Raw genomic sequence first — 23,416 nt, 5'->3', positions numbered from 1 at the left:
TTATTCTTCTAATAGTATTTTAATGTCTTGTTGAATATCTCTAACTCCTTTTTTATCTAAACCGTCATAGTAGATATTTGGATTCCCAAATTCATCTTTTCTACAGCGAATATTTCCGTCTTTATCAATTAAAGCAAATAATCCTGAATGTTCAAAACCTCCGCTTACTTTTGAATTTTCGCCGGCATATAGATTAAATCCTTTGTTTGACAAATCCATAATAGTTGCTTTGTCTCCTGTCAGGAAATTCCATGAAGCAGATTTTACGCCTAATAGTTTTGCATGGTCTTTTAAAACCTGAGGTGTATCATGAACCGGATCAATTGTAATTGAAACAATACCAAAATTTGGGTTACCAAAAAATGTTTTTTCAATTTCAAGCATACTCATATTCATCTTTGGACAGATTGATGGGCAGGTTGTAAAGAAAAATTCTAAAACATATACTTTTCCTTTGTACGTTTCATTAGATATTTTAACGTTATCCTGATTTGTTAATTCAAATTTTGGAGCCGGACCAATCGTTAATAATTTTGCATCTTTAGAACTTTTAGAACCTACATTATCTAATCGATTTCCTTTTACAACATCACCATTTTTAATTCTATCAACAATTTTTGGCACTGCATAGATTCCGAAAATCAAAATAATAAACGAAATCCCGATGTAAGATTTATTTTTGAACATTATTCGTAAGTTTTAAAGTTGTTTTGTGGCATTATGGTTCTTTTTAAGAGCAGCACGGTATTCATACAAAATGATTTTAAAGTCATCCAGCATTTCATTACTCAGCTCAGACGGATGAAAAGTATCATATCCTTCTTTATATTCATCTTTTTTGTCTTTACTTTCTCCTTTACGCCCTCTTAAATTTCGTTCTTTATCTACAATAAAAACATTAGAAGTCCCAAGTTTATCATCTAGTTTTCCTTTTAACTGCAATTGATTGTAAAATGCTTGTATTTCTTCTGGAGAAGCAAAAACAAAATTCCATCCAGAAACATCTGTAAAAGGTTTTAATGCATCAACCAGTTTTTGAGCTTCTTTTTCTGTACCAAGCGGACAAACTACAACAAACTGAAGATCTTCGAAACCATGATAACGTTTGTAGATTTTTTCATTAAGATTAAAGTAGTTTCCTCTGCTGCTTAAAATATCAGAACCAGAAAAACCTAAAACCGTAATTTTCTTATCAAGAGAGACTTTCTTGCCGTCGAGAGATTTCCAGTTTCCAAAGTCGGCAATTTTTGGAGTAATTATGGGAAGTTTTGTAAAACTATTTACACCTGAAGCAAAAAACAAATAGGCTACAATTGGTAAAACAAAAAGCACAAAAAGAACTATATTTTTTTTCATTGTTTTAACGGAAGTTATTGAGGTACAAAAATAAAAAAAGCTCCGTTAAACGGAGCTTCTTTTCGAATTAATATCATGTTAAAAATTCCATTTAATAGTAGAATCTTTAAAAACCCCATAAATATAGTGTCCTTCTGTTAACAGGATGAACAATAAATATAATACTAGGAAAATAACTGGCGATACAACAGACCATCTAAGGCTGCTTTTTTCACCTTCCATGTGCATAAATGCCCATACAATATAATAAGCTTTGAATACTGTAAGGATATAGAATATCCAGTTTAACAAATTCAAACCGATAAAATGTGTAAACTCTAATGATTTTGGTTTGTAGATACCTAAAATAACTTCTACTGTAGTTACTACTGAAAGTAATGCGAAAACAAACCAGATTCTTTTTGTATTTGATACGTGCTCGTGTGACATAATAATTAAATTCTAAAATTAAACTAGGTAGAAAACTGTAAATACAAATACCCAAACTAAATCTACGAAGTGCCAGTATAAACCAACTTTCTCTACCATTTCGTAGCTTCTTCTTTTCTCGTAAGTTCCTAATAATACATTAAAGAAAATAATGATATTAATGATAACTCCAGAAAATACGTGGAATCCGTGGAATCCTGTGATGAAGAAGAAGAAATCAGCAAATAATTTATTACCGTATTCGTTTCTAATTAAGTTTGCACCTTCTACAACATATTTAGCTTCTGCCAAACGAGTCTCAGACTCTTGTCTTGACAAAACTGTTTTCTTTTTATCTTTAGTAAGAGTTTCTGTTCTTACCAATAAATCTGGATGCGCTTTAAATCCTGCCTGAATTTCTGCTACAGAATAAGTTGGCAAAGATTGAGCATCTTCCATGAACCAAGTAGTTTTGCTTCTTGTTAAAGCTTCTCTTTGTTCTGGTAATTTTACTGCGAAATCTGCAAGAGCAACTCTTGTTCCATCTGCTTTAACAAACTGCAATAAACTTCCACCATGTGTTTCAACTGCACCATATTCTCCTTTAATGAAGTTTTTCCACTCCCAAGCTTGTGAGCCTACGAAAATTAAACCTCCAATAATAGTTAAGAACATGTAAATAGCAACTTTTGTTTTCTTTAATTGATGACCTGCATCAACAGCTAATACCATTGTTACAGATGAGAAAATCAAGATAAAAGTCATTAAGGCTACATAATACATAGGAGCCGAAACACCATGCATAAAAGGAAAGTGAGTAAACACTTCATCAGCCAATGGCCAAGTTTCAATAAATTTAAATCTAGAAAAACCATAAGCCCCTAAGAATCCAGAAAATGTTAAGGCATCCGATACGATAAAAAACCACATCATCATTTTACCATAACTTGATCCTAACGGCTGGATTTCATGACCGCCTCCCCAAGTTTTTTTGTCGTTATTTGCAGTAGTAACTGTCGCTTCCATAAAAGATATTCGTTAAAAAGTTCCCAAATTTACGTTTTTTTCTTATTTAAAGAAATATAAAAATAAAAATAATAATACCCACAATAGGTCTAAAAAGTGCCAATACATCGCACCTAGTTCTATTCCAAGAGTTTGACTCGGATTGTATTTTTGTTTAAAATGATTATAAATTATAATTAAAAGTGAAATAAGCCCGCCTGCAAGGTGCAATAAGTGCATAAGCGCGATTACATAAAGGAAAGTTGTAGTAATCGAGCTGCCCTGACCTGTCATATAATAACCACTTTCTATAATTTGTCCAAAACCTCTAAACTGTAATACAACAAATAAAACACCCAAAACCAATGTTCCTAAAAGAAACGCCGTAGTAGAAGTTCTATTGCCGTTCTGGATTGCTTTTTTCGCCAGAAAAAAGGTGATGCTGCACCCTATAATTACAGCTGTACTAAAATAAAAAGCACTTGGTATTTGAAAATTCTGCAGCCAGTCTGCTCTTGATTTACTTACTACAAATGCACTCGTAAGTCCAGCAAACATCATGGTCATACTAACCATTGCGAACAACAAAATCAGCTTTGCCGATTTTGATTTTCTTACCTGCTCATCACTTGTTGTTAATGTCATTTCCATAACTATCTTAAAAATTTATCTACTATAAACACAATCTGCAGTAATGAAATGTACGATACACTCACTAACATTAATGTTCTGGCTGCTTTTGGTGTTCGCAGCTGGTACAAACGAACTGCATAAAACAGCATCCACAAACCTAATAAAAACACTAAAACTGCTGCGACCGGCGAAATAAACAACTGTCCTGTATACCCTAAAACCGGCAACAACGACGCTATTATTAACCAAATCGTATATAAAATAACCTGCAAAGCAGTTTTTCTGTCTTTATTTCCGGTTGGAAGCATAAAGATTCCTGCTTTTGCATAATCGTCATATAAGAACCATCCAATAGACCAAAAATGAGGAAACTGCCAGAAAAACTGAATTAAAAAAAGCGTTCCGGCTTCAATACCAAATTCTCCTGTCGCCGCAACCCATCCTAACATAAAAGGAATTGCACCTGGAAAAGCACCAACAAAAACTGACAATGAAGTTACGGTTTTTAAAGGTGTATATATACTGGTATATAAAAATATTGAAATTGCAGCAAACATTGCTGACTTAGCATTGATTGTATACAAAAGAACAATACCAATTATAGTAAGCAGGCTTGCCACTATTAAGGCTGTTACTTTTGACATACGCCCAGAAGCAACAGGGCGATTTTTTGTTCGATCCATTAATGAATCGATATCTTTCTCGATTACCTGATTATAAGCATTAGATGCTCCAACCATACAATAGCCGCCAATTGCTAAAACAATTAAAACACTCCATTTAAAAGGATGTTCGTCATTAACTCCTAACAAATATCCTGCTATCGAAGAGAACAAAACACTAATAGCCAAACCAGCTTTAGTAATCTCTTTGAAATCCAGAAATATTGATTTTATTGATAATGTATTTTTAGCAGCGTTCAATACCGTAGTCTTTGTATATTTTTTTTGAGTGCTGCAAATGTACAAATTAGATTGTAGAATTGAGACCTATAAAATTAGATTTTTTTCAATAAAACCTTTACAGAATAAGAACTTGCCAATCTTTAACAGTATTATTTCGAAAAATCTTATTAAAAATCCTAGTAATCAAAATACCAATTAAAGATATCTGAACGTAATCCGATTGTAAACCAAGTTGTACTTTGTTTAAAAGTTGTTGCCGTTTCCTGAGTCGGGTCAAAGTTTCTGTAAATAAAGCTTCCAAACAATTTTAGGTTTGTTATCGGATTTATTAAATATCCTCCCTGAATATCGGCAATAAAAACGCTTGTTTTATTCCCTTGTCCTACTTTTACACCTTTATCATAAGGACGATTCACATCATAACTTTTATAAATATTTCCACCATAGTTATAGCTGTCCTGAGCCGTATCAAAATCCAGACCGCGTGTTCCCATAGTAAATTTAGCATCGGCAAAAAGACGTCCTTTATGATAACGCCCAATTGCAACAAGTTCTTCAAAATTTCCTCCCCATTGATGCCCAATACTTTGATTGTTATGCCCATAATTGGTAATTACCGCGCCATGCGAATATACGTAAGGACGAACGTGATTGTATTCTAATTGTAAAAGAAGGTCTTTAACTTTAAAAGCATTATAATATTTTGCTCCCAATTGGTAACCAAATTTATTTTTCCAGCTTTGTTCTCCAGCTCCCATATCTGAAATAGAAAATTCATCAAGCAAAAACTGAGCATATAAATTTACATTGTTATTCCATTTATATTTAGCAGTCATTCCTAAAAGGGCATTTCCGCTTTTTGATGATGAACCAAATTCAACTGAACGATAGAAAATAATTGGATTCACAAAATTCACATCAAAACCTCTATTGTTGGTATCTGTCCAAACTACAGATTCAAAGAAACCCAAGTTCAATCTATTTGAAACGTTCCAGCTCAAATAATGATTTGCCATAAATTTAGTCGCATACGTTTTTTCTACTGTTACATCAGGACGTACATCTTTAAGCCACATATAAGTATTTGTGTACTTTATTTTCCAGAAATTGGTATTGATTTTAAAATACGGATATGGACTTGCTCCGTCGCTTTCAAGTAAAGATCTATAACCATCTCCAATAAAGTTTCTGCCGTAACCTAATTGAAAATCGAATATTTTTCCTGGTGCGAAAGTAATATTAGCTTCTGCTAAAGGAAAATCGTAGGAATCAGTTTTAAATCTTTTTGCAATTCCCATTCCCGGAATAATTGCCGGATTTCCTCCAGAAGGTTTCAAAGTTTCGGCATAATCATTATAATACCCTGCAAATCGGCCCTGACTTTCAAAAACGGTAGTAGTAAAGTTTATCTGTTTTCCTAAACCTCCTCTAAAATTTAAAGCACGGGTATTTACATAAGAATAGGAAGCATCAAGATCTGAAGCTTTTCCCATCTGTAAATCTACAATCGGGTTTAAAGCCAGCCAATAATCTTCTCCCTGAATCTGTACCATGTTTTCGTTCCACCATTTTCTTCCTAACCAGCTTGAAACATTCTTTTGCAACGATTGATTTACGGCTTTTAAATTATAATATTTCGAAACCTCGGCATACGTGTACGGCTTTGAAGCTGTGTGATTATTACTTCCTACCTGATTCATTGCCCCATCAAACTGTGCATAGTAACTATGAGAAAATGGAATATTTAAATGACTTTCAAATTCAGGCATATTGTATTTTTTATACACAATACTATCCAATTCTGTCATGGGCTTTTCAATTGGTTTTAAAATTTGTGATGCAGCCAAAGCTTCTGCAGCAATCTGATCTGCATTTTTTAAAGGTATATCAATTGAAATGGTATATTTTGAATAAGTTGGTTTTCCATTGTAAGTAGAAGGTTTGATTTTTGGGAATTTACCAAAAACTCGTTTTGCTTCTTCTACAAGAGCATCATTTACTGCATTTACGTAAATGACTTTAAATTCACCATTGGCATCAACCTCAAAAAGAACTTTTACTTCTCCTTTGTAATTGTTTTGTTTTAAATCAGCTGGAATTTCAAAGTTATTATACACAAAATCCTGCACTTCTTTATAAAAACAATTTTCTAGTTTTTTTGCCTGAAGATTTTCACAACTTGGAAAAATTGGAAATTGCTCTGAAGTAAAACCTTGTTTTATATTTGTTTCCTGAGAAAAAACAAATAATGGTAAAATGATAAAAGATAAAAATAACTTATTCACGTAAATTTGGGGCTTTTATTTAATATTGATTTGTGGTATTTTCTCCGTTTGCAATTGCTTTTGCTGCCGAAGTCCCAATTCGTTTAACTCCTAAACGAATCATTTCTACTGCGTCTTCATAAGAACGAACTCCGCCTGCAGCCTTAACTGGTAAAGGCGATGCATTTTCCAGCATTATAATTATAGAAGGAATTGTTGCTCCATTTGGCAGATTGTTTTCAGTTTTATAAAAACCTGTAGATGATTTTACAAAAACCGAAGCATAATCTTCTTCTTTAAAGTTCGATACAACAACATTTTTTATTAAAGCACACAGCTGTATAATTTCTTTATCTGTTAATGCTGCGACTTCAATAATCCATTTTACTGTTTTGTTATTCGCCAGTCCTATTTGAGTTCCAATTAAGATTTCTTGTTTTATTAAATCTACATCTCCGTTTTTAAAGGCTTCGTAATTACAAACAAAATCTAAATCATCAGCTCCATTTTCTATTGCTTCGTTTGCTTCTTTAATTTTAGTTTCTAAAGTTGATTTTCCTTCCGGGAAATCTATTACTGTACCAACCAATAAAGTCGAATTTGCCTTTAAGATCATTTCTTTTGCCAGACTCACATATTCCGGCCTGATCATAATCAGCTTAAAACTTTCTGTAATCGCTTCTTCAATCGCATTTTTAACTACAACAACATTTTCCTCTTCCGAAATTCCGGCCTGAGAAGCTGTTTTTAAGTAAGTTGAATCTAAGTACTGCTTAACATTCATAATATAGAAGTTAGATCGAATGGCGCAAAAGTACATTATAATTCATAAAAAATACTGTTTTATAAAGCTGATTTTCTGCCAATAAAAAACCCACCGAAGTGGGTAATTATATTCTTATATTTTATCGATTTGTTTTTTTAAAGCTATCGCTGTAAAAACTGCCACAAGGGCTCCGAGCGCATTTGCTAAAACATCTGTTACATCTGATGCTCTTGTTACTGTTAAAACACTTTGCAGTATTTCGATTGTTATTCCGAAAAAAACCGAAAATATAAACGAAACAAAGTAGGCTTTATAATCATTAACATCTTTTCCTTTCAGTTCTTTTTTAAAAAACACAATCCAGGAAATGGTAAAACCAAAATGAAAGCAAAAATGCACTATTTTGTCAATGCTGGGAAAACTTACTGCAGGAAGATTACTTGAGTCTGTTAAACAAAAATAAGCAATAATTCCTGAGCATAATATTGCCCAGATTAACAATAATTGTTTAGGCACCGATTAATTGTTTATAAGCTTCGTCAGACAATAAAGAATCTATTTCTGAAGGATTAGCAATTTTAACTTTAATCATCCATCCAGCTCCGTAAGGATCAGAATTTACTGTTTCCGGCGCACTTTCTAAATCTTCATTAAAAGCAATAATTTCTCCTGTTAAAGGCAAAAACAAATCTGAAACTGTTTTTACAGCTTCAACTGTTCCAAAAACCTCATCTTTATCAAGTGTCTGATCTAAAGTTTCTACTTCAACATACACGATATCCCCTAACTCTTTTTGTGCAAAATGAGTAATTCCTACAGTCGCAACATCGCCTTCGATGCTAACCCATTCGTGATCTTTTGTGTACTTTAAATTTGCTGGTATGCTCATAATAGTATGTTTGAAAATTGATATTTTAATAATTCTGCAACAAATGTAATAATCTTCTAATAATAATGGTTTAGAAACCCAAATTTAATTTCCGAAATTATATCGAAGTGTGAAGCCCGATCTTATGTTTGTTAACGGGAATGACGTCGAAATAACTGCTTTTGAAAACGAATGATCATAATAAAATATTGCAGTCAGGTTTTTACTAAACGAGTAATCTGCTGTTAATTTAAGAGACCAGATATTTTGACCCGCCGCCAGCTGATTGTTATCGTAATCTAAGTAACGTACTAAAGTTTCATTATTTCTTAAAGAAAAATCGGCTTTTATGTTAATGTCACTTTTGATGATTCCGGTTGGATTATCTGCTAATCTTGATGAGAAAATAACATCTTTAAAGCGATATCCTAAACCAATAATATATTCCATTCCTTTTACTTCTGTCAATAAATTATTATCGAAACTCATCGATAAAGCTCTGTCTTTTTTAATTTCAGAAAGAACTCTTAAAGAGCTTTTCAACTCAAAATCCATTCTAATTAACGGACTAAATTGTTCTACTAAATTGACATTCGACATTATAATTTCGTTGTAGAAATTAGTATTTACATCCTGTACTTTTGGCGAACTGTTGTAATCAAAATTTGATCTAAACTGGTTTATGGTATAAGATGCTCTATAATTGTGCTGCAATGAAAAACGTTTAAATTTATCTTTAAAGTACTTATAGCGCATTAAACCGTTATACTTAATACTCCAGTTTGGAATTGGAAAACTTCTAAAAATATTCGTAGAAGAACTTGAAGCATCTGAACCTGTGTATGCTGCTAAGAAAGCCGGCAATAAAACAGCCTGATTACTTTTTGTATATCCAATTGGGTATCCTTGATTTGCTGTATACACCGCATAATTTGGATCTGTTTCAGCCGGAATAGGATTGTTTGCATCTCCATATCTTGGAATTGCAACTCCAGAACCATAATGTCCTTCTGCCAAACGATTTGCAATTATTAAACGATTGCTTCTAAAATCATCAAATGCCGCTGATTGTGTTTCATCACTTGGTGAGAATGCTGTTTTAATCATTACAGTCGAAATAGAAAACATTCCGTAAGTATAAGGCGATAACGGCTTATACTCATTTGTTGATGGATCTACACTATACTGTTCTGAGGTATTTTCAGAATAAGAACGATCCATTGATAAATCAACTTTTAAATCCGGCAGTAAATCAATGTTTGCCGTAACTTTTAAAAGTTTGTTTGAAACCTGTGTAAAACTCTGGTTGAAATCCTGATATGTTGTAAGCCATCCCCTTTTTGCAGCTTCATAACGCACATCATCCTGACTTCCAAATACGAATCCTAAACTTGGTTTAGAAGTTCCTAAAAACCCAACACTTGGCGTGTAACCCGGTAAAACGGTTCCGCTGTTTTTCGTATAATTAATCTGAACGTTTTTAATACTTGTCAACACTCCAATTAAACCATCATAAAACGGACTTGAACTTACTACTGGTTTTGCTGTATTAACAATTTTTTCACCCGGTTTTGGCGGTGCGGCCGTTTTAGGTTTAGCTGTTTTTTTAGCACCCGGTGTTAAACCAAGGTATTTATACAGCGTATTCATATTCAAAGTTGTTGTAAGTGTATTTGAATTTGAATTTTGAATTGTATTTCCTAAATCATATACCGTACCGTTTGGATCTTCGTATTCTGAAAATGCTGTCGAAGAACGCTGCCACATATAATCTGCCGTATATGAATAACTCGCTTTTACAAAACCAAAAATTGGAATTTTGTTAATTGGAATATCATAATTTAAAACCAACTGCTGTGCATGCTGATTTGGTGTTCCAATGTCTAAATAATCATCCCAGATATTAAAATCTTCTTTTGGAGAATTGTCATCGTTCAAGAAGTTTCGAACAATATTGTTTGATGTTGCTGAATAATTTAGTTTTAAAGATTTAGTTAAGTTAAAACCAAATCCGTATTGATAATTAAATGCAAAATTTCTTCTGTAAAGCGGATCAAGACCAATTCCTTCAACCTCAACTTCTCTAAACTGCTGACGGTTGCTTTGTCTTAAAATATTGGTATTAAAAGATATGTTTGACGGCAGATAATTAAAGTTGAAATCGCTCAACAATTTCCAATATTCACTTTTCTTCATGAATTTAGTACTCTTAAACGGAACAACTTCTTTTGGCTGGAACGTATAAGCATAATTTACAGCTGAATTAGACTGCTCATCTTCATAATCTGCAACTTCATAATCATGACGTTCTACCTGATTGTATGATTGTGAGAAGGTAAAATTCTCAATATCGTACACATGAGGTTTCTGCTCAGGCGCTCTGTCTTTTCTTACACCAATAAAATTGATGCTTTTTCGTTTTGTATAGTCAATAGCACGAGTTCTAATGTTATCTTTTTCGGCCTGATCTGTAGTTTCTCTAATTAATTGATCTAATTTAATATCCTGATTAAACGGATCGTACTCTGGTGTAATTACTTCTTCGCCAATTGCATAATTAAACGGCAGATTTATTCCCCATTTTTTAGGAAGCAGTTTTCCTAAATTCAGGTTTGTAACAATATTATACTGCTGTACATCTTCACGATCACGCTCATTTGCTCCTTGTTCCAAAGAACCAAAACCAATGGTACTTTTTCTACCAGTTGCAGAAACAGTAGCAAAATCGGCCATATTGGTATCAACATTTAATATTGCTGCCATACCGCCTTTGTTTTCTAAATCGGCTAAACGAAGCTCGTTAAACCAAACCTCTCCTTTTATGTCTTTATGGTCGGCACGGCTTTTTACCCCAACCATTAAGTTTCGGACTAAACCAAAGTTAGGATTTCCTTTAATACCTAAAGTTAATTTACCATCGCCATCTCCTCCTTCTAAATCCGGATCATTATCTGGATAATAAATACCATTGACATCTCTTTTCGATGAGTTAATATCAATACTCATAGCCTTGATTTTCATTCTTGTCAATAAATCAAGAGCTAAATCTATACTATTATCGTCCATCCAAACCAAATCCGGACTTATTGAACAAGACCCACCAGTTTTGGTAACTTTTAAAGGAATCTCTACCTGATAAAAGTTTTGTGTAAAGTCATTTCCAAAACGAATAAAACCAACCATTTCATCATCTTCCAATGTTGGTTGATTTGGCAGTGATTCTGCGTGTAAAAACATTTTCAGTTTTTTGTACTGACGCATATCGACACTTACGTTTTTGAAAACTGCTCTGGAATCTTGATATTGTAAACCAACACCGCCAATTCTAACCGCTAATGCCTGTTCGTTTTGGTTAATAACCGTATTGTTATTATATAATTGTTCTCTTTGTACGCCTGGAGGCATTACATAGTTTACAGGACATTTTGTTCCGTTTTCCTGAATATTAACTGCAGCAACATCAAATTCTACTCCATCATCATCTGGATTTTGGTCGTTTGCATCTAATGTTCCTGTGTATCTTCTCCACTCTCCTCTTACTAAATCTAAAGCTCCAAAACGAACTGTCATCTGAGAATTAAATCCTGTCATAAACATACGCATGAAACGAATAGATCTAAAGTCTGTAATGTTTCCAATTGTATTTTGAGGCTGCGAAACCGGAATTTTAAACTGAATCCATCTTGCGTTTGTTGTTCCTCCGTTTGGAAGATCAACATTTGTAACTTCTCTAATATCTGTAATGTAATTTTCACCAACCTGCATTCCAGGTTTTACATCAATGCTATACTCATAATAGGCATTAATAGTACTCATGGTGTTATCACGGTTAATATCCTCAACATCAGGAAGTGTTGTAGAACCACGATTAGGATCATTGATGCTTACTGCTGAGTTTCCTTCTGTACCATTGTAGTTTTTATAACGCTCTAAAACGCCTCCATCAGCATTTAGATAATACGTATAGTCGTCTCCCGCAGGATCTGCTTCTCCCGCATAATTGGTATAAATTGAACCTTCTCTTGAACTTGGCAGACCATCTAAACCAACGTCTTGATTTTTTCTGTTATCTGGATTGGTATCAAAAGCATAAATTAAAGATTGTGATGCCGGAACATCTCCCCAAAGCGGTTGTGGATTTACCATAACCTGATCTGGTCCTAATCCGTTTTCATATTGCTTTCTTCCGTCTTTTAAAACGTCTTCTGAGATTTCACCTAAATTGAAATATATTTTACCCGCATTTGTAGCTGGAGATTCACCATTTCCAACATACGGGTCAAGTACCCAAAATTGAATATATTCGACATTTCCCTGCTCAAAATTAGTTGAATTTAAAGCTCGCATAATCCCTCCAAAGTTTGCAGAAGGATTGCTTGCCCCAAAACTTGGGTTGTTATTATATGGTCCTCTCTCTCTTGGATAGTAGGTTAAATCGAGTGTATTAACAACCTGAATCTGTCCTTGCGCAATATCTGTGTTTGGGTATAACTCTCTACTGTAAATTCTTCTGGTCGTGTTTAATGATAAATCATCGTTTGAAATACCCGATGGTTTTGAAGAATAAAATACAGGGTCAATTGTATACCAGGATAATTTTGCTCTTTTAAAACCATATTCTAAAGTATTAGAATTGGCATTAAAAGTATTGTCGTTGATAGAAGTAATAAATGGTGTTGAAGCTAAACTCCAGGCATAAGCAGATCGCATATCTATTGTTGACTGCGAACCTTCAAAATCGTCTACATAAATAGTAGCTTCTCCCTGAAAATCACTTGCTTTTGGAGCATCTGGTCTTAAAAAGGCAACTTCTCCACGAATAGAAAGATTTGAAGGAACATCTGTATCAATGTTTGGAAGTTTGTTAGCCAAACGTGTCAAAAATGGAACTTCTGTTGAATAATTTCCATTAAAGCCAAAAATTGTATTGTTTACAGATTCCTGACCATAAGTTGATTTTTGTGTAAAAGGTCTTTCGGTCATTTTTAAATAAGTACCGCCAATTACAAATTTATCTGAGATTTTATGTTCGATATTGAATCCCATAAATCTTCGTGTCTGCTGCCCAAAGATTGAGTTGTTTTCTAAAGAAACCTCAATTGGCGTGTTTGAAGCCTGCAGCGAAGGATCTAGAATTTGAACTCTTCCTAATTGATAATCTACGCTGTAATCTATTCCTTCTACCAAAACACGTCCTGCGGCTGTAACTACTACAGAACCTTGCGGTACATTAAAGGCTCCAATTGGAATCCCGTTGCTTCCAGATGATTTGTATTTTCCTCTTAATAAGAATTTGTTTTTATCACTATCCTGCAAAGCGCCGGCCTGTGTATTTCGATACATGTTTCTAAATACATATTTCTGCTGATTCGCGTTGTATGTTGTTGGATCGTTATAGCTCTCTCCTGCACCGGTTTGCAGTTTATTGAATATTAACTCTCCAAAAGGCTCTTTTGTTGTAAAAATTACACGGCCGTTTTGTACATCTACTGTTACTCCCGGAATATAATCAAAGAAACCATCTCCGCCTGCTTGTGGATCGTTATTGTAATTTAAGCGGTCTAAGTTGAAAACGTTTAATAAAGGCGTTTGCTCAACTTTGCTATCAGGAGCGGGATTTGGAGGGAATGATGATCCTTGAACTGGTGTAATATAGTTAATAGGAGACGGATCTGTGTAAAGGATATTTAATCTAAAATCGTCTTGTTTAATTTGATAGGCCTGAGGAATTTGATAAACGTTTTTCATCATCAGGTTCCAAACCGGATTTTTAACGTTTGTCAAATTACTTTTCAGCATTTTTAAAACTAAACTCTGGGTAATAATTGCCTGATTTGAGCTGTTATTTCCTGTAACTACAGTAGCATCAACACCGTCACTTCCAAATTCCCCTACCTGATACACTTTTCCTCCTACAGTATATTCAAACGCAACGGCAAGAATTTCGTCATTTGCCAAACGCTGCTGTAAAGAAATGTAACCTAATTGCGGGTTAAAAGTATATTCGTTTGTTGTTAGTTTTCTTGCGTTTTCTAATACAGAATAATCTGTAGCTTCGCTCACATTTGTATTATTGAAACCGGATTTTGCCGTTACAATTTCTCTAATGTTTGAGTTTAAAAATGAACCTGCCTGACCAATTGTTGCCGGATCGTATTTGTTGTTGGTATTACTCGTAGGGCTGTCAATTGGATTGTTGAAAAATCCAGCTGTTGAGCTGATAACTACAACTTCATTATCCGGAACACCGCTTACCTGCGCTTCTCCTAAATCCTGAAGCGCTATAATGTTTCTTAAGTTATTTCCGCCGCCAGTTGTTGTTACACGATTTTGTTTGTTAGTTACCCAGACTTCTAATCTTGTAATTTGTACACGGCTGTCTATAAATGGGTAATTTTTTAATGAAACGTCGTATTTGTTTCTAAAATATTGAGAAAGGAAAAAGTGACGATCATTATCATAATCAAGAGCATACAAATCAAAGTTTTGAACTGTTCCTCCGTTTTCTGCTACAACGCTTTTGGTCTGCGATTTTTGTTCAGAGAAAACTCCTGTAATGGTTGTTCTCCCGAATTGTAATTGTGTTTTTACCCCAAATAAACTCTGCGCACCACGAATAAGCGTGCTGTTAAGAGGCATGCTTACGTTACCAACTTCTACTTTTTGAATAATATCATCTTCTGATGGCGTATAAGCAAGTTTGAATAAATTCTGAAAGGCAAAAGTAGACTGAGTATCATAATTGGCATTTACTTCCAGTCTGGTTCCAATTTTCCCCATCAAACTCATACTGATTCGCTGATCAAAATCGAATGTTAGACTTGATCTGTTTCGGGGTGAAAATGCTGGGTTGTCTTGTTTGGTGTATCGAACTCCTAAGTCCATTTCGACAGAACCTGTAGGTTTTACGTCGATGGTGTTACTTCCAAATATGCTTTCAAAAAGACTTGAATTAATGTAATATCTTGGCAGTAAATCTTTTTTGGCTGCTTCGGCTCCGGTTTTTTTACCATCAATAGCGTCCATTTTTTTTCTGAAATAATCTCTTCTGGATTCTTTCAAAAGTAAATCTTCGTATTCTTTGGGCGTTAAAACTAAAGGATAATCAATAGAGAAACCATCAACAGATGTTGTATAAATGTATCTATCTGTTATGGGATCATATTTATAGGCCGAGAGTATGCTTGGAGGATTTTCTAACTCCATTTTCCCAACAGAAAATTGAGTCTTTGTTGTATCTTGAACCGCCGGTTTTACTTGTGACCGCAAAACGTTACCACAAAATAAAACCAGTAAAAAAATACAAATTTTACGCATACAATTGGTTATATAAAATTGATTTTATAAGCTTTTTAAAGCCTTTTTGATGATCGTTTCTACAGTAGCTTCCGGATCTTCTTTGACGATTTTTTCCACTACTTTTTCAGATGTTTTACGAACGAATCCTAAAACTTCCAAAGCAGATAACGCTTCATCTCGATTTGTATTGTTTTGGACAACAGAAACTTCGTCTAAATCGTACAACTTTAACACTTTTTCCTTTAAATCAAGTATTACTCGCTGTGCTGTTTTGTTTCCAATACCTTTTATAGACTGGATAACCCCAACATCTCCTGAGGCAATGGCATTAATAATTTGTCTGGGTTCTATAGACGAAAGCATTGTTCGTGCAATGCCCGCTCCAATTCCAGAAACAGACAACAGCATTCTAAATATCTCACGTTCAGACTTTTCTATAAATCCATATAAAGTATGCGCATCTTCTTTGATTTGAAGATGCGTATACAATTTTATAAAATCAGCATTTGGAATTAATGAAAAAGTATGTAGCGAAATATTTACGTGATATCCCACTCCTCCGCAATCAATTACAACTTCTGTGGGATTCTTTTCGACTAATTTTCCCTGCAAATGTGCTATCATAATATAATTTAGTAAGAATCCAAATATAGTAAAAATGCAATAAAAATAGGACAATATTATTTTGTCCTATTTTTAGTGAATTATTTTGCTAATTTGTTCTTTTTGTTTTCTTTTTCCTGAGCGTCAATAACCGCAATTGCTGCCATATTAACCATTTCTTCAACGCTTGCTCCTAATTGGAAAATGTGAACTGGTTTATCCATTCCCATCATAATTGGCCCGATAGAAGCTGATTTATTCAGTTCTTTCATCAATTTATAAGTGATATTAGCCGACTCTAAGTTAGGGAATACCAGTGTATTTACTTTTTTACCTGCCAGTTTAGAGAATGGGAACTTTTCCTGAAGCATTTCAGAATTTAAAGCAAAGTCTGCCTGAATCTCACCATCTACGACCATCTCAGGGTGATTTTTATGTAAATACGCCACTGCATCTCTTACTTTTGAAGCATTTTGATGCGTTGATGAACCAAAGTTTGAATAAGAAACCATTGCAATTACGGGTTCAATTCCGAACATTTTTGCTGTTTTAGCAGTCATCAATGCAATATTTACTAAATCTTCTGATGATGGATTGATGTTTATTGCCGTATCAGACAAGAACATTGGCCCGCGTGATGTAAGCATCATGTTTGCTGTTGCAACAAGTGAAGCGCCGTGTGCTTTTTCAATTAATTGCAGCATTGGTTTTACAACACTTGGGTAACTTCTTGAGTAACCTGTAACAAGTGCATCTGCCTCTCCTTCGTTTACCATCATGGCAGCAAAATAGTTTCTTTCGCGCATGAATTTTTGAGCATCAAGCAATGAAACACCTCTGCGTTCTCTTGATTCCCAGTATGAATTTGCAAATTTGTTACGTCTTTCTTCTTCTTCGTTTATTTTAGGATCGATGATTTCTAATTCAGCATCAAAACCTAATTCAGCTTTTAATTCTAAAATAGTTTCTCTGTTTCCTAATAAAACCGGAATACCAATTCCGTCTTCGTGTACTATTTGTGCAGCCTTTAATACATTTAATTGGTCTGCCTCAGCAAAAACTACTCTTTTAGGATCTAATTTTGCTCGGTTTGTAATTAAACGCACCATTTTATTATCGTTACCCATACGTTCGCGAAGCTTATCTTCATAAGCTGCCCAGTCTGTAATAGGATTTTTTGCTACTCCAGATTCCATTGCTGCTTTTGCAACCGCTGGAGCTACAACAGTAATCAATCTAGGATCGAATGGTTTAGGAATGATATATTCTTGTCCGAAACCTAATTTCATTGCTCCGTAAGCTACGTTAACCTGTTCTGGAACTGGTTCTTTTGCTAAAATAGCCAATGCTTTTACAGCAGCCATTTTCATAGCTTCGTTAATTTTTGTAGCACGCACGTCTAGAGCTCCTCTAAAAATATAAGGAAAACCAAGAACGTTATTTACCTGATTAGGAAAATCTGAACGGCCTGTAGCCATAATCACGTCTTTACGTGTTTGTACAGCTAAATTATAATCGATTTCCGGATTTGGATTTGCCATTGCAAAAACAATCGGATTTTCTTTCATTGTTAACAACATTTCCGGCGATAAAATATCTCCAGATGATAAGCCGATGAAAACATCTGCTCCTTTTACCGCTTCTGCTAACTCAATTTTAGGACCGTCTATTGCATATTTTAATTGTAATTCTGAAAGTGCAGGATTGTCTTTTGTTAAAAGTCCTTTACTATTAAACATTAAAACATTTTCAACTTTTACTCCTAATAAAACATATAAGTCAGTACAAGCAATTGCTGCAGATCCTGCTCCAGAAACTACTACTTTTACATCTTCTGCTTTTTTTCCTGCTAATTCAAGTGCATTGATTAAAGCTGCCGAAGAGATAATTGCAGTTCCGTGCTGATCGTCGTGCATTACCGGAATATCTAATTCTTCGATTAATCTTCTTTCAATTTCAAAAGATTCCGGTGCTTTGATATCTTCAAGATTAATACCTCCAAAAGTTGGAGCAATATTTTTTACAGTCTGAATAAATTCTTCAACATTTTTTGTGTCAACTTCTATATCAAAAACGTCAATATCAGAGAATATTTTAAACAATAAACCTTTACCTTCCATTACTGGTTTTCCTGCTTCCGGGCCTATATCTCCAAGTCCTAAAACAGCTGTACCGTTTGAAATTACGGCAACTAAATTTCCTTTTGCTGTATATTTATAAACATCTTCAATGTTTTCTGCAATTGCTAAACAAGGTTCAGCAACTCCCGGCGAATACGCAAGCGATAAGTCTCTCTGGGTTGCATATTTTTTTGTTGGAACTACCTGAATTTTTCCTGGAGTTGGCTCAGCGTGGTACTGTAATGCCTCTCTTTTTTTACTCTCTTTGTTCATTATTTTAGCTTTTATTCTAGCTTACAAAGATATAAGTCTTAGTTGAAAGTGGGACGCTTTTACTGCTTTCTTTTGTTAAAATATCAAAATGGTAAAATCAAAAAAAATAGCCCGATTTAAACCGGACTATTTCAAAAAAGTATTTTATAGAAGTTTTACTGTGAGATGTAAGAGTTTAGATGATGAATGGTGTCTTTTTGAATTTCAATAATTGCTTTTACAACATCGCTTATAGAAATTATTCCTACCACGGTTCCGTTTTCTAAAACAGGCAGATGTCGTATTCTTTTTGAACTCATAAGTTCCATACAATCGTCAATATTATTTGAAAGCTGGACTGTAAAAACATTGCTTTCCATAATTTCATGTACAAATGTTTCTTTGGAGGATTTATCTTTTAAAACAATTTTTCGAGCATAATCTCTTTCAGATAAAATTCCTTTTAAATCGGTTCCGTCTATGATGAGAATAGCACCGATATTTTTATCGCCCATTACTTTTAAAGCTTCATAAACAGTTGTGGTTGAACGTACCGAAAAAACATTTTTCCCTTTTGCGTTTAGTATTTGATCTACAGTCATATCTGAAAAATTTTAGTTTTCATAAAGTTATAATAAAAACAAATACGATGTGCAGCGAAATCGATTTTTTAAAAACACAACTAACTCATTTTAAACAAAATACATTGTTTTTAGAATTTTCAAAATTATACTTTAAAGGAAGAAAAAAATTACAGGCGTTTTTTGTGGAAAATTAGATTTTTTAACTTTTTGATGTCTGCCTAATAAAATATAAATCTCATTATATATCCATGTTTTTATCTACGAACAAATGTCCCTATGGGACAAAATACATCGCGGATATTTTTTTTGCTACCAACCAGTTACTCCTAACGGAGTACTTTGTAGAAATTAAATACAATAGTAGAACTCTGTTAAGAATAAAATATCAGTAAAATCAAATGTTATAATTTATATGGAATACTCCATTAGGAGTAACTGGTTGGTAGCGCAAAATGAAATCATTTCATTCAATAATTTCCCGTAGGGAGATATGAAACAATATTAAATTGTATAGTCCCTACGAGACAAAATACGCATTTTTTTTGGGGAGCTGCCAATGTTTAACTCCTGACGGAGTATTTCGTAGAAATTAAATATTGGCAGAAAAAGGAAATCCACCCAAATATATCCCTTAGGGATTATATATAAGGATTATTTTAAATCTGGAAGTATTATTGATTTTCAGAAAATATTTTATGTATTAAGGTACTTGATTCTATTTTCAATGCATCAGCTATTGTGAAAAGTAAACTAATTGTAATATTTTGTTTTCCTTTTTCAATTCTTTGAATAGTTCTTACATCAACATTACATAATGTTGACAATTGTTCTTGCGTGATCTTTTCTTTTCTTCTGAGTTCCTTGATTAATAAACCTAATTTAATAATCTCTAACTCGTATTTATTTTTTTCCACAAATCAAATCTATTAAACTGTGGAAAAAATAAGCACGACATATATGTCTCTTTTAAGATATAGTCTTACATTTGTAAAAAAAATATTATGGAAACTAATGAAATTAAAAATTTAGAACGCATAAAAAAATTATCCGCACTTTATTTCAGTACATTAAAACCAACAGATGCAAAATCAGATACTAATGTTGCTCAAATTAAAATTTCAAATTATTCTGAGCTTGGCTGTGTTATTGCCGAAATCTTAAAATTATGTATTGTAGCACTGGACTACGATGCACATAAAGCTTCGAATACTATTAAAACTTCACCAATTAATGTAGCGCTTATTTTAGAAATGGTCTTAGAAATGTTTCCAACGGATGAAATGGAAATACTAGACGAAATTTATCAAATGTTTATTGTAAACCCTGATGTCATTGGTGAATAACAAATATGCCAAATTAAAAAAGGCTGTCTGAAAATATTTCCAGACAGCCTTTTTTAATTTTATAAACTTACGATTATAAACTCGCTTCGTCGGTTTTGCTGATGTTGTTGTTCTGTACATTTTACACCATCGGCACATTTATTTACTAATTGTGTTTCTCCAAATCCTTTTGCGGTTAATCGGTCTGCATTAATTCCTTTGCTTACCAGCCAGTCTTTGGTAGACTGCGCTCTTTTATCTGATAAAATCTGATTGCTTTGTGAAGATGAACGGCTGTCTGTATGCGAACGAATATCGACTTTAATTGTTGGATATTGGTTTAACATATCGACCATTTTTTGCAATTGAGGTTCAGATGATTTTTTGATTGTGGCTTTTCCTAAATCAAAAAAGTTCATTGGGATTTTTAATAATTTTCCTAAATCGGTTCCAACTGCAATGGTAACTTTAACTGGTTTAATCGAATTATTGGTTTTTATTACAACCGGAATTGCTGTAATTGGCTTTGGCTTCTTTTCTAAAGCTATTGGCAGAGAAGCAGATCCTGTTGCTTTTTTCAGCGTTATCGAAACTTCTTTAAACAAATAATCTTCTTTAGCTGTTTTGATATAGTACTTTTTACCGCATTTTACATTCGAAAAAACATAATTTCCATTGGCATCTGATTTGGCTTCAACGGCAGTTTTACCTGCTTCATCAAATAAAATCAAGGCAACTTTTGAAAGTGTTTCGTTTGTTTCCTGATCAGTAATGGTTCCGGATATCTGCTGTTCGCAAATTAATCTTCTGTTTTCTGTAAATCGGTATACATCGTCAAGTCCATGGCCGTTTACTCGGTTTGAAGAGAAAAAACCATTTCTGTTTTTGCTGTTAATGATAAAGGCAAAATCGTCTTGTTTACTGTTAATAGGTTCACCAACATTTTGTACTTCTTCAAAAGTGCCTTCTTTGGTAATTTTAGAAACAAAAATATCGAGTCCGCCTAAACCTGGTCTTCCGTCGCTGGCAAAATAAAGTTCGTTTTCATCTGAAATAAAAGGAAAAGTTTCTCTTCCTTCGGTATTAATTTCGGGACCTAAATTTTCTGGCGCACCAAAACCTCCATTAGAAAGTATGCTTACTTTATAGATATCCGAAAGTCCTAACGTTCCCGGCATATCTGATGCAAAATACAATGTTTTTTCGTCGACACTTAACGCTGGATGCGCTACGCTGTATTCGTCACTGTTAAACGGAAGTTCTTGTACTTCTTTCCATTCATTATTAATTAAAACTGCTTTGTATAGTTTTAAAAATGTAACCTTGTTTTCGTTTTGTTTTCTTTTTCCGTCTACTGAGTTATTTCTGGTAAAATACATGGTTTTACCATCTTTTGTAAAAACCGGAGTAGACTGATTGAAGTTAACCTGCAGATTTTGTTTATGAAACAACATTGGTTTTCCAATGCTTCCGTCTGGATTTAAATCTACAGCATATAAAGTTGAAATGGCTTTATTTGTCCATTTAAAATTCTTTTTGATAATAGAACCTGTATCTCTTGCCGATGTAAAGACTAATTTATTGTCTAAAATAGTGCTTCCGTAATCTGAATCTTTTGAGTTGATCCCGGCATCTGCAATATCAAAACGTCCTGAATTTGATTTAATATCTTCTAAATAATTTCTGTTTTTTAAGAACAAAACGGCTCTTTTATCTGAAGGTGCTTTTTGGGAGAATTTCTCTAAAATTTCATCGGCTTTAGTATAATTCCCTTCTGATTTTAAACACTGAGCATATTTATACAAATAGTCTGCTTCCTGATTTTCATTAATACTGAATAATTCCTGATAGTATTTTAAGGCCTCTTTTAATTCGCCAATGAAATAATAGGAATTTCCAAGTCTTTGAAATATTCTTTCTTCTCTAACTCCTTTTTCAACTAATTTTTCATAGGCTTTTATAGCATCCGCGTAAGCGTAACTATCGTATTTTTTATCTGCATTTTTTATACTGGCCGTTTGGGCATCTGCTATAAAAAAGCAAAGGAACAAAATGGGAAAAAGTATTTTTTTAAGCTTCATAATTTATCAATTAAAAGAATCTTGGTGAGGTAAGTTTGCTGTAATTATTAAAGAAATCAAAACGAAGGAAAATCTCATGCGATCCTGAATTGTATTTTCTTAATTGTGTGGTTTCGTGATCGTAACCATATCCTATATACATGCCTTTTGTAACCTGAAAACCTGCCATAGCACTTACCGAAGCACTCCAGCGATAAGCAAGCCCAAGAACGAACTTATCATTGAACATGAAATTACCAGAAACATCTACCTGCAAAGGTGCTCCTTCTACCATTTTTGTCAACAATGCCGGTTTGAATTTTATATACTCTAAATGATCCAGATTAAATACATAACCTGCCATGAAGTAATAGTTTATTTTTTCTTTGAAAATAGCGACATCATTATTGTCATAGCGATTGGTTTCGATAAAATTAGGAACTGATAATCCTAAATAAGCACGATCTGAATGCCAGTAAATTCCGGCTCCAATATTGGGTGTAAACTTATTTTTGATGTCCTGAAATAATTCGTCGTTTTGATCTTCGTAACTCAATTTACTAGCATCAAGATTGAAAAGATTTGCTGTTGCCTTGATACCAAACGAAAGTTTAAATGATTCTGATGTTGGAATACTGTATGACAAATCTGCCGATAAAGTATTTTCGTTCGTTGGCCCGATTTTATCGTTTACCAAAGAAACTCCTAATCCTAAATTGCTGTTGGTTAAAGGTGTGTTTACAGAAAAAGTACTTGTTTCAGGCGCTCCGTCAAGACCAATCCATTGTGTACGATATAACCCAAAAACGCTCAGTACGCCGCGCGAACCTGCATAAGCCGGATTTATTCCGATAGTGTTGTACATGTATTGTGTAAACTGAGCATCTTGCTGCGCTGAACACACAATGGTAAAAAACATAAAAATTAAACCTAATTTTTTCATCTTAAAGATTTTAAAAAACGGCTCAGCT

The 23,416-nt window shown here is 33.8% G+C and carries 18 protein-coding genes; 1 reads left to right on the top strand and 17 read right to left on the bottom strand.

The features are described 5' to 3' along the window. The 15 genes from PQ462_RS03315 to PQ462_RS03245 all read right to left on the bottom strand — a co-directional run bounded on the left by PQ462_RS03315 (position 1) and on the right by PQ462_RS03245 (position 19,977). Entirely contained in the window at positions 1–687 is a 687-nt protein-coding gene (locus PQ462_RS03315) for an SCO family protein (protein ID WP_073407882.1), read from the bottom strand. A 12-nt stretch (positions 688–699) separates the two neighbouring features. Then, positions 700–1,356, bottom strand: a complete 657-nt coding sequence (locus tag PQ462_RS03310) for a hypothetical protein (protein WP_012023738.1) — start codon at positions 1,354–1,356, stop codon at positions 700–702. 78 nt (positions 1,357–1,434) lie between these two features. Next, the gene (locus PQ462_RS03305; RefSeq protein ID WP_012023737.1) at positions 1,435–1,785 is read right to left on the bottom strand and encodes a cytochrome C oxidase subunit IV family protein; all 351 of its coding nucleotides are present in this window, start codon (positions 1,783–1,785) and stop codon (positions 1,435–1,437) included. An 18-nt stretch (positions 1,786–1,803) separates the two neighbouring features. Then, positions 1,804–2,790 (bottom strand): cytochrome c oxidase subunit 3, encoded by a 987-nt coding sequence (locus tag PQ462_RS03300; protein WP_274252346.1) that lies wholly within the window; start codon positions 2,788–2,790, stop codon positions 1,804–1,806. 42 nt (positions 2,791–2,832) lie between these two features. Beyond that, positions 2,833–3,420: a cytochrome c oxidase subunit 3 gene (locus PQ462_RS03295; RefSeq protein ID WP_012023735.1), complete on the bottom strand. Its 588-nt coding sequence runs from the start codon at positions 3,418–3,420 to the stop codon at positions 2,833–2,835. 2 nt (positions 3,421–3,422) lie between these two features. Beyond that, positions 3,423–4,325, bottom strand: coding sequence for a heme o synthase (gene cyoE, locus PQ462_RS03290; RefSeq protein ID WP_044047593.1), 903 nt, complete (start codon positions 4,323–4,325; stop codon positions 3,423–3,425). A gap of 158 nt (positions 4,326–4,483) precedes the next feature. Continuing rightward, on the bottom strand, positions 4,484–6,592 hold the full coding sequence (locus PQ462_RS03285) for an energy transducer TonB (protein WP_274252345.1): 2,109 nt from the start codon (positions 6,590–6,592) through the stop codon (positions 4,484–4,486). Between the two features lie 19 nt (positions 6,593–6,611). Then, complete coding sequence (gene deoC, locus PQ462_RS03280) at positions 6,612–7,355, bottom strand: deoxyribose-phosphate aldolase (RefSeq protein ID WP_274252344.1); 744 nt, start codon at positions 7,353–7,355, stop codon at positions 6,612–6,614. Positions 7,356–7,469: 114 nt separating this feature from the next. Beyond that, a complete protein-coding gene (locus tag PQ462_RS03275) occupies positions 7,470–7,853 on the bottom strand; it encodes a VanZ family protein (protein WP_274252343.1) in 384 nt (127 codons plus the stop codon). Continuing rightward, a complete protein-coding gene (gene gcvH / locus PQ462_RS03270) occupies positions 7,846–8,226 on the bottom strand; it encodes a glycine cleavage system protein GcvH (RefSeq protein WP_012023730.1) in 381 nt (126 codons plus the stop codon). The genes PQ462_RS03275 and gcvH overlap by 8 nt, the downstream gene beginning before the upstream one ends. 84 nt (positions 8,227–8,310) lie before the next feature. After that, a complete protein-coding gene (gene sov, locus PQ462_RS03265; RefSeq protein ID WP_274252342.1) occupies positions 8,311–15,522 on the bottom strand; it encodes a T9SS outer membrane translocon Sov/SprA in 7,212 nt (2,403 codons plus the stop codon). 24 nt (positions 15,523–15,546) lie between these two features. Then, on the bottom strand, positions 15,547–16,128 hold the full coding sequence (ruvA, locus tag PQ462_RS03260) for a Holliday junction branch migration protein RuvA (RefSeq protein ID WP_121362318.1): 582 nt from the start codon (positions 16,126–16,128) through the stop codon (positions 15,547–15,549). A gap of 80 nt (positions 16,129–16,208) precedes the next feature. Beyond that, positions 16,209–18,500, bottom strand: a complete 2,292-nt coding sequence (locus PQ462_RS03255) for an NADP-dependent malic enzyme (RefSeq protein ID WP_274252341.1) — start codon at positions 18,498–18,500, stop codon at positions 16,209–16,211. Positions 18,501–18,655: 155 nt separating this feature from the next. Continuing rightward, a complete protein-coding gene (locus PQ462_RS03250) occupies positions 18,656–19,081 on the bottom strand; it encodes a CBS domain-containing protein (protein WP_012023726.1) in 426 nt (141 codons plus the stop codon). 653 nt (positions 19,082–19,734) lie between these two features. After that, positions 19,735–19,977 carry a helix-turn-helix domain-containing protein gene (locus PQ462_RS03245; RefSeq protein WP_274252340.1) on the bottom strand — a complete coding sequence of 81 codons (243 nt, stop codon included), beginning with the start codon at positions 19,975–19,977 and terminating at the stop codon, positions 19,735–19,737. 87 nt (positions 19,978–20,064) lie between these two features. On the opposite strand from PQ462_RS03245, the gene PQ462_RS03240 reads away from it, so the two are divergent. After that, positions 20,065–20,406 (top strand): hypothetical protein, encoded by a 342-nt coding sequence (locus tag PQ462_RS03240; protein ID WP_274252339.1) that lies wholly within the window; start codon positions 20,065–20,067, stop codon positions 20,404–20,406. Positions 20,407–20,465: 59 nt separating this feature from the next. On the opposite strand, the gene PQ462_RS03235 is transcribed toward PQ462_RS03240, so the two are convergent. Beyond that, a complete protein-coding gene (locus tag PQ462_RS03235; RefSeq protein WP_274252338.1) occupies positions 20,466–22,466 on the bottom strand; it encodes an OmpA family protein in 2,001 nt (666 codons plus the stop codon). Between the two features lie 10 nt (positions 22,467–22,476). Beyond that, a complete protein-coding gene (locus PQ462_RS03230) occupies positions 22,477–23,388 on the bottom strand; it encodes a PorP/SprF family type IX secretion system membrane protein (protein ID WP_044047588.1) in 912 nt (303 codons plus the stop codon). Positions 23,389–23,416: the final 28 nt, after the last annotated feature.

The organism is Flavobacterium sp. KACC 22758 (assembly GCF_028736135.1).
Classification (GTDB): Bacteria; Bacteroidota; Bacteroidia; order Flavobacteriales; family Flavobacteriaceae; genus Flavobacterium; species Flavobacterium johnsoniae.
Note: the sequence above shows the minus strand (reverse complement) of the source record. Positions and strands in the feature narration are given on the sequence as shown.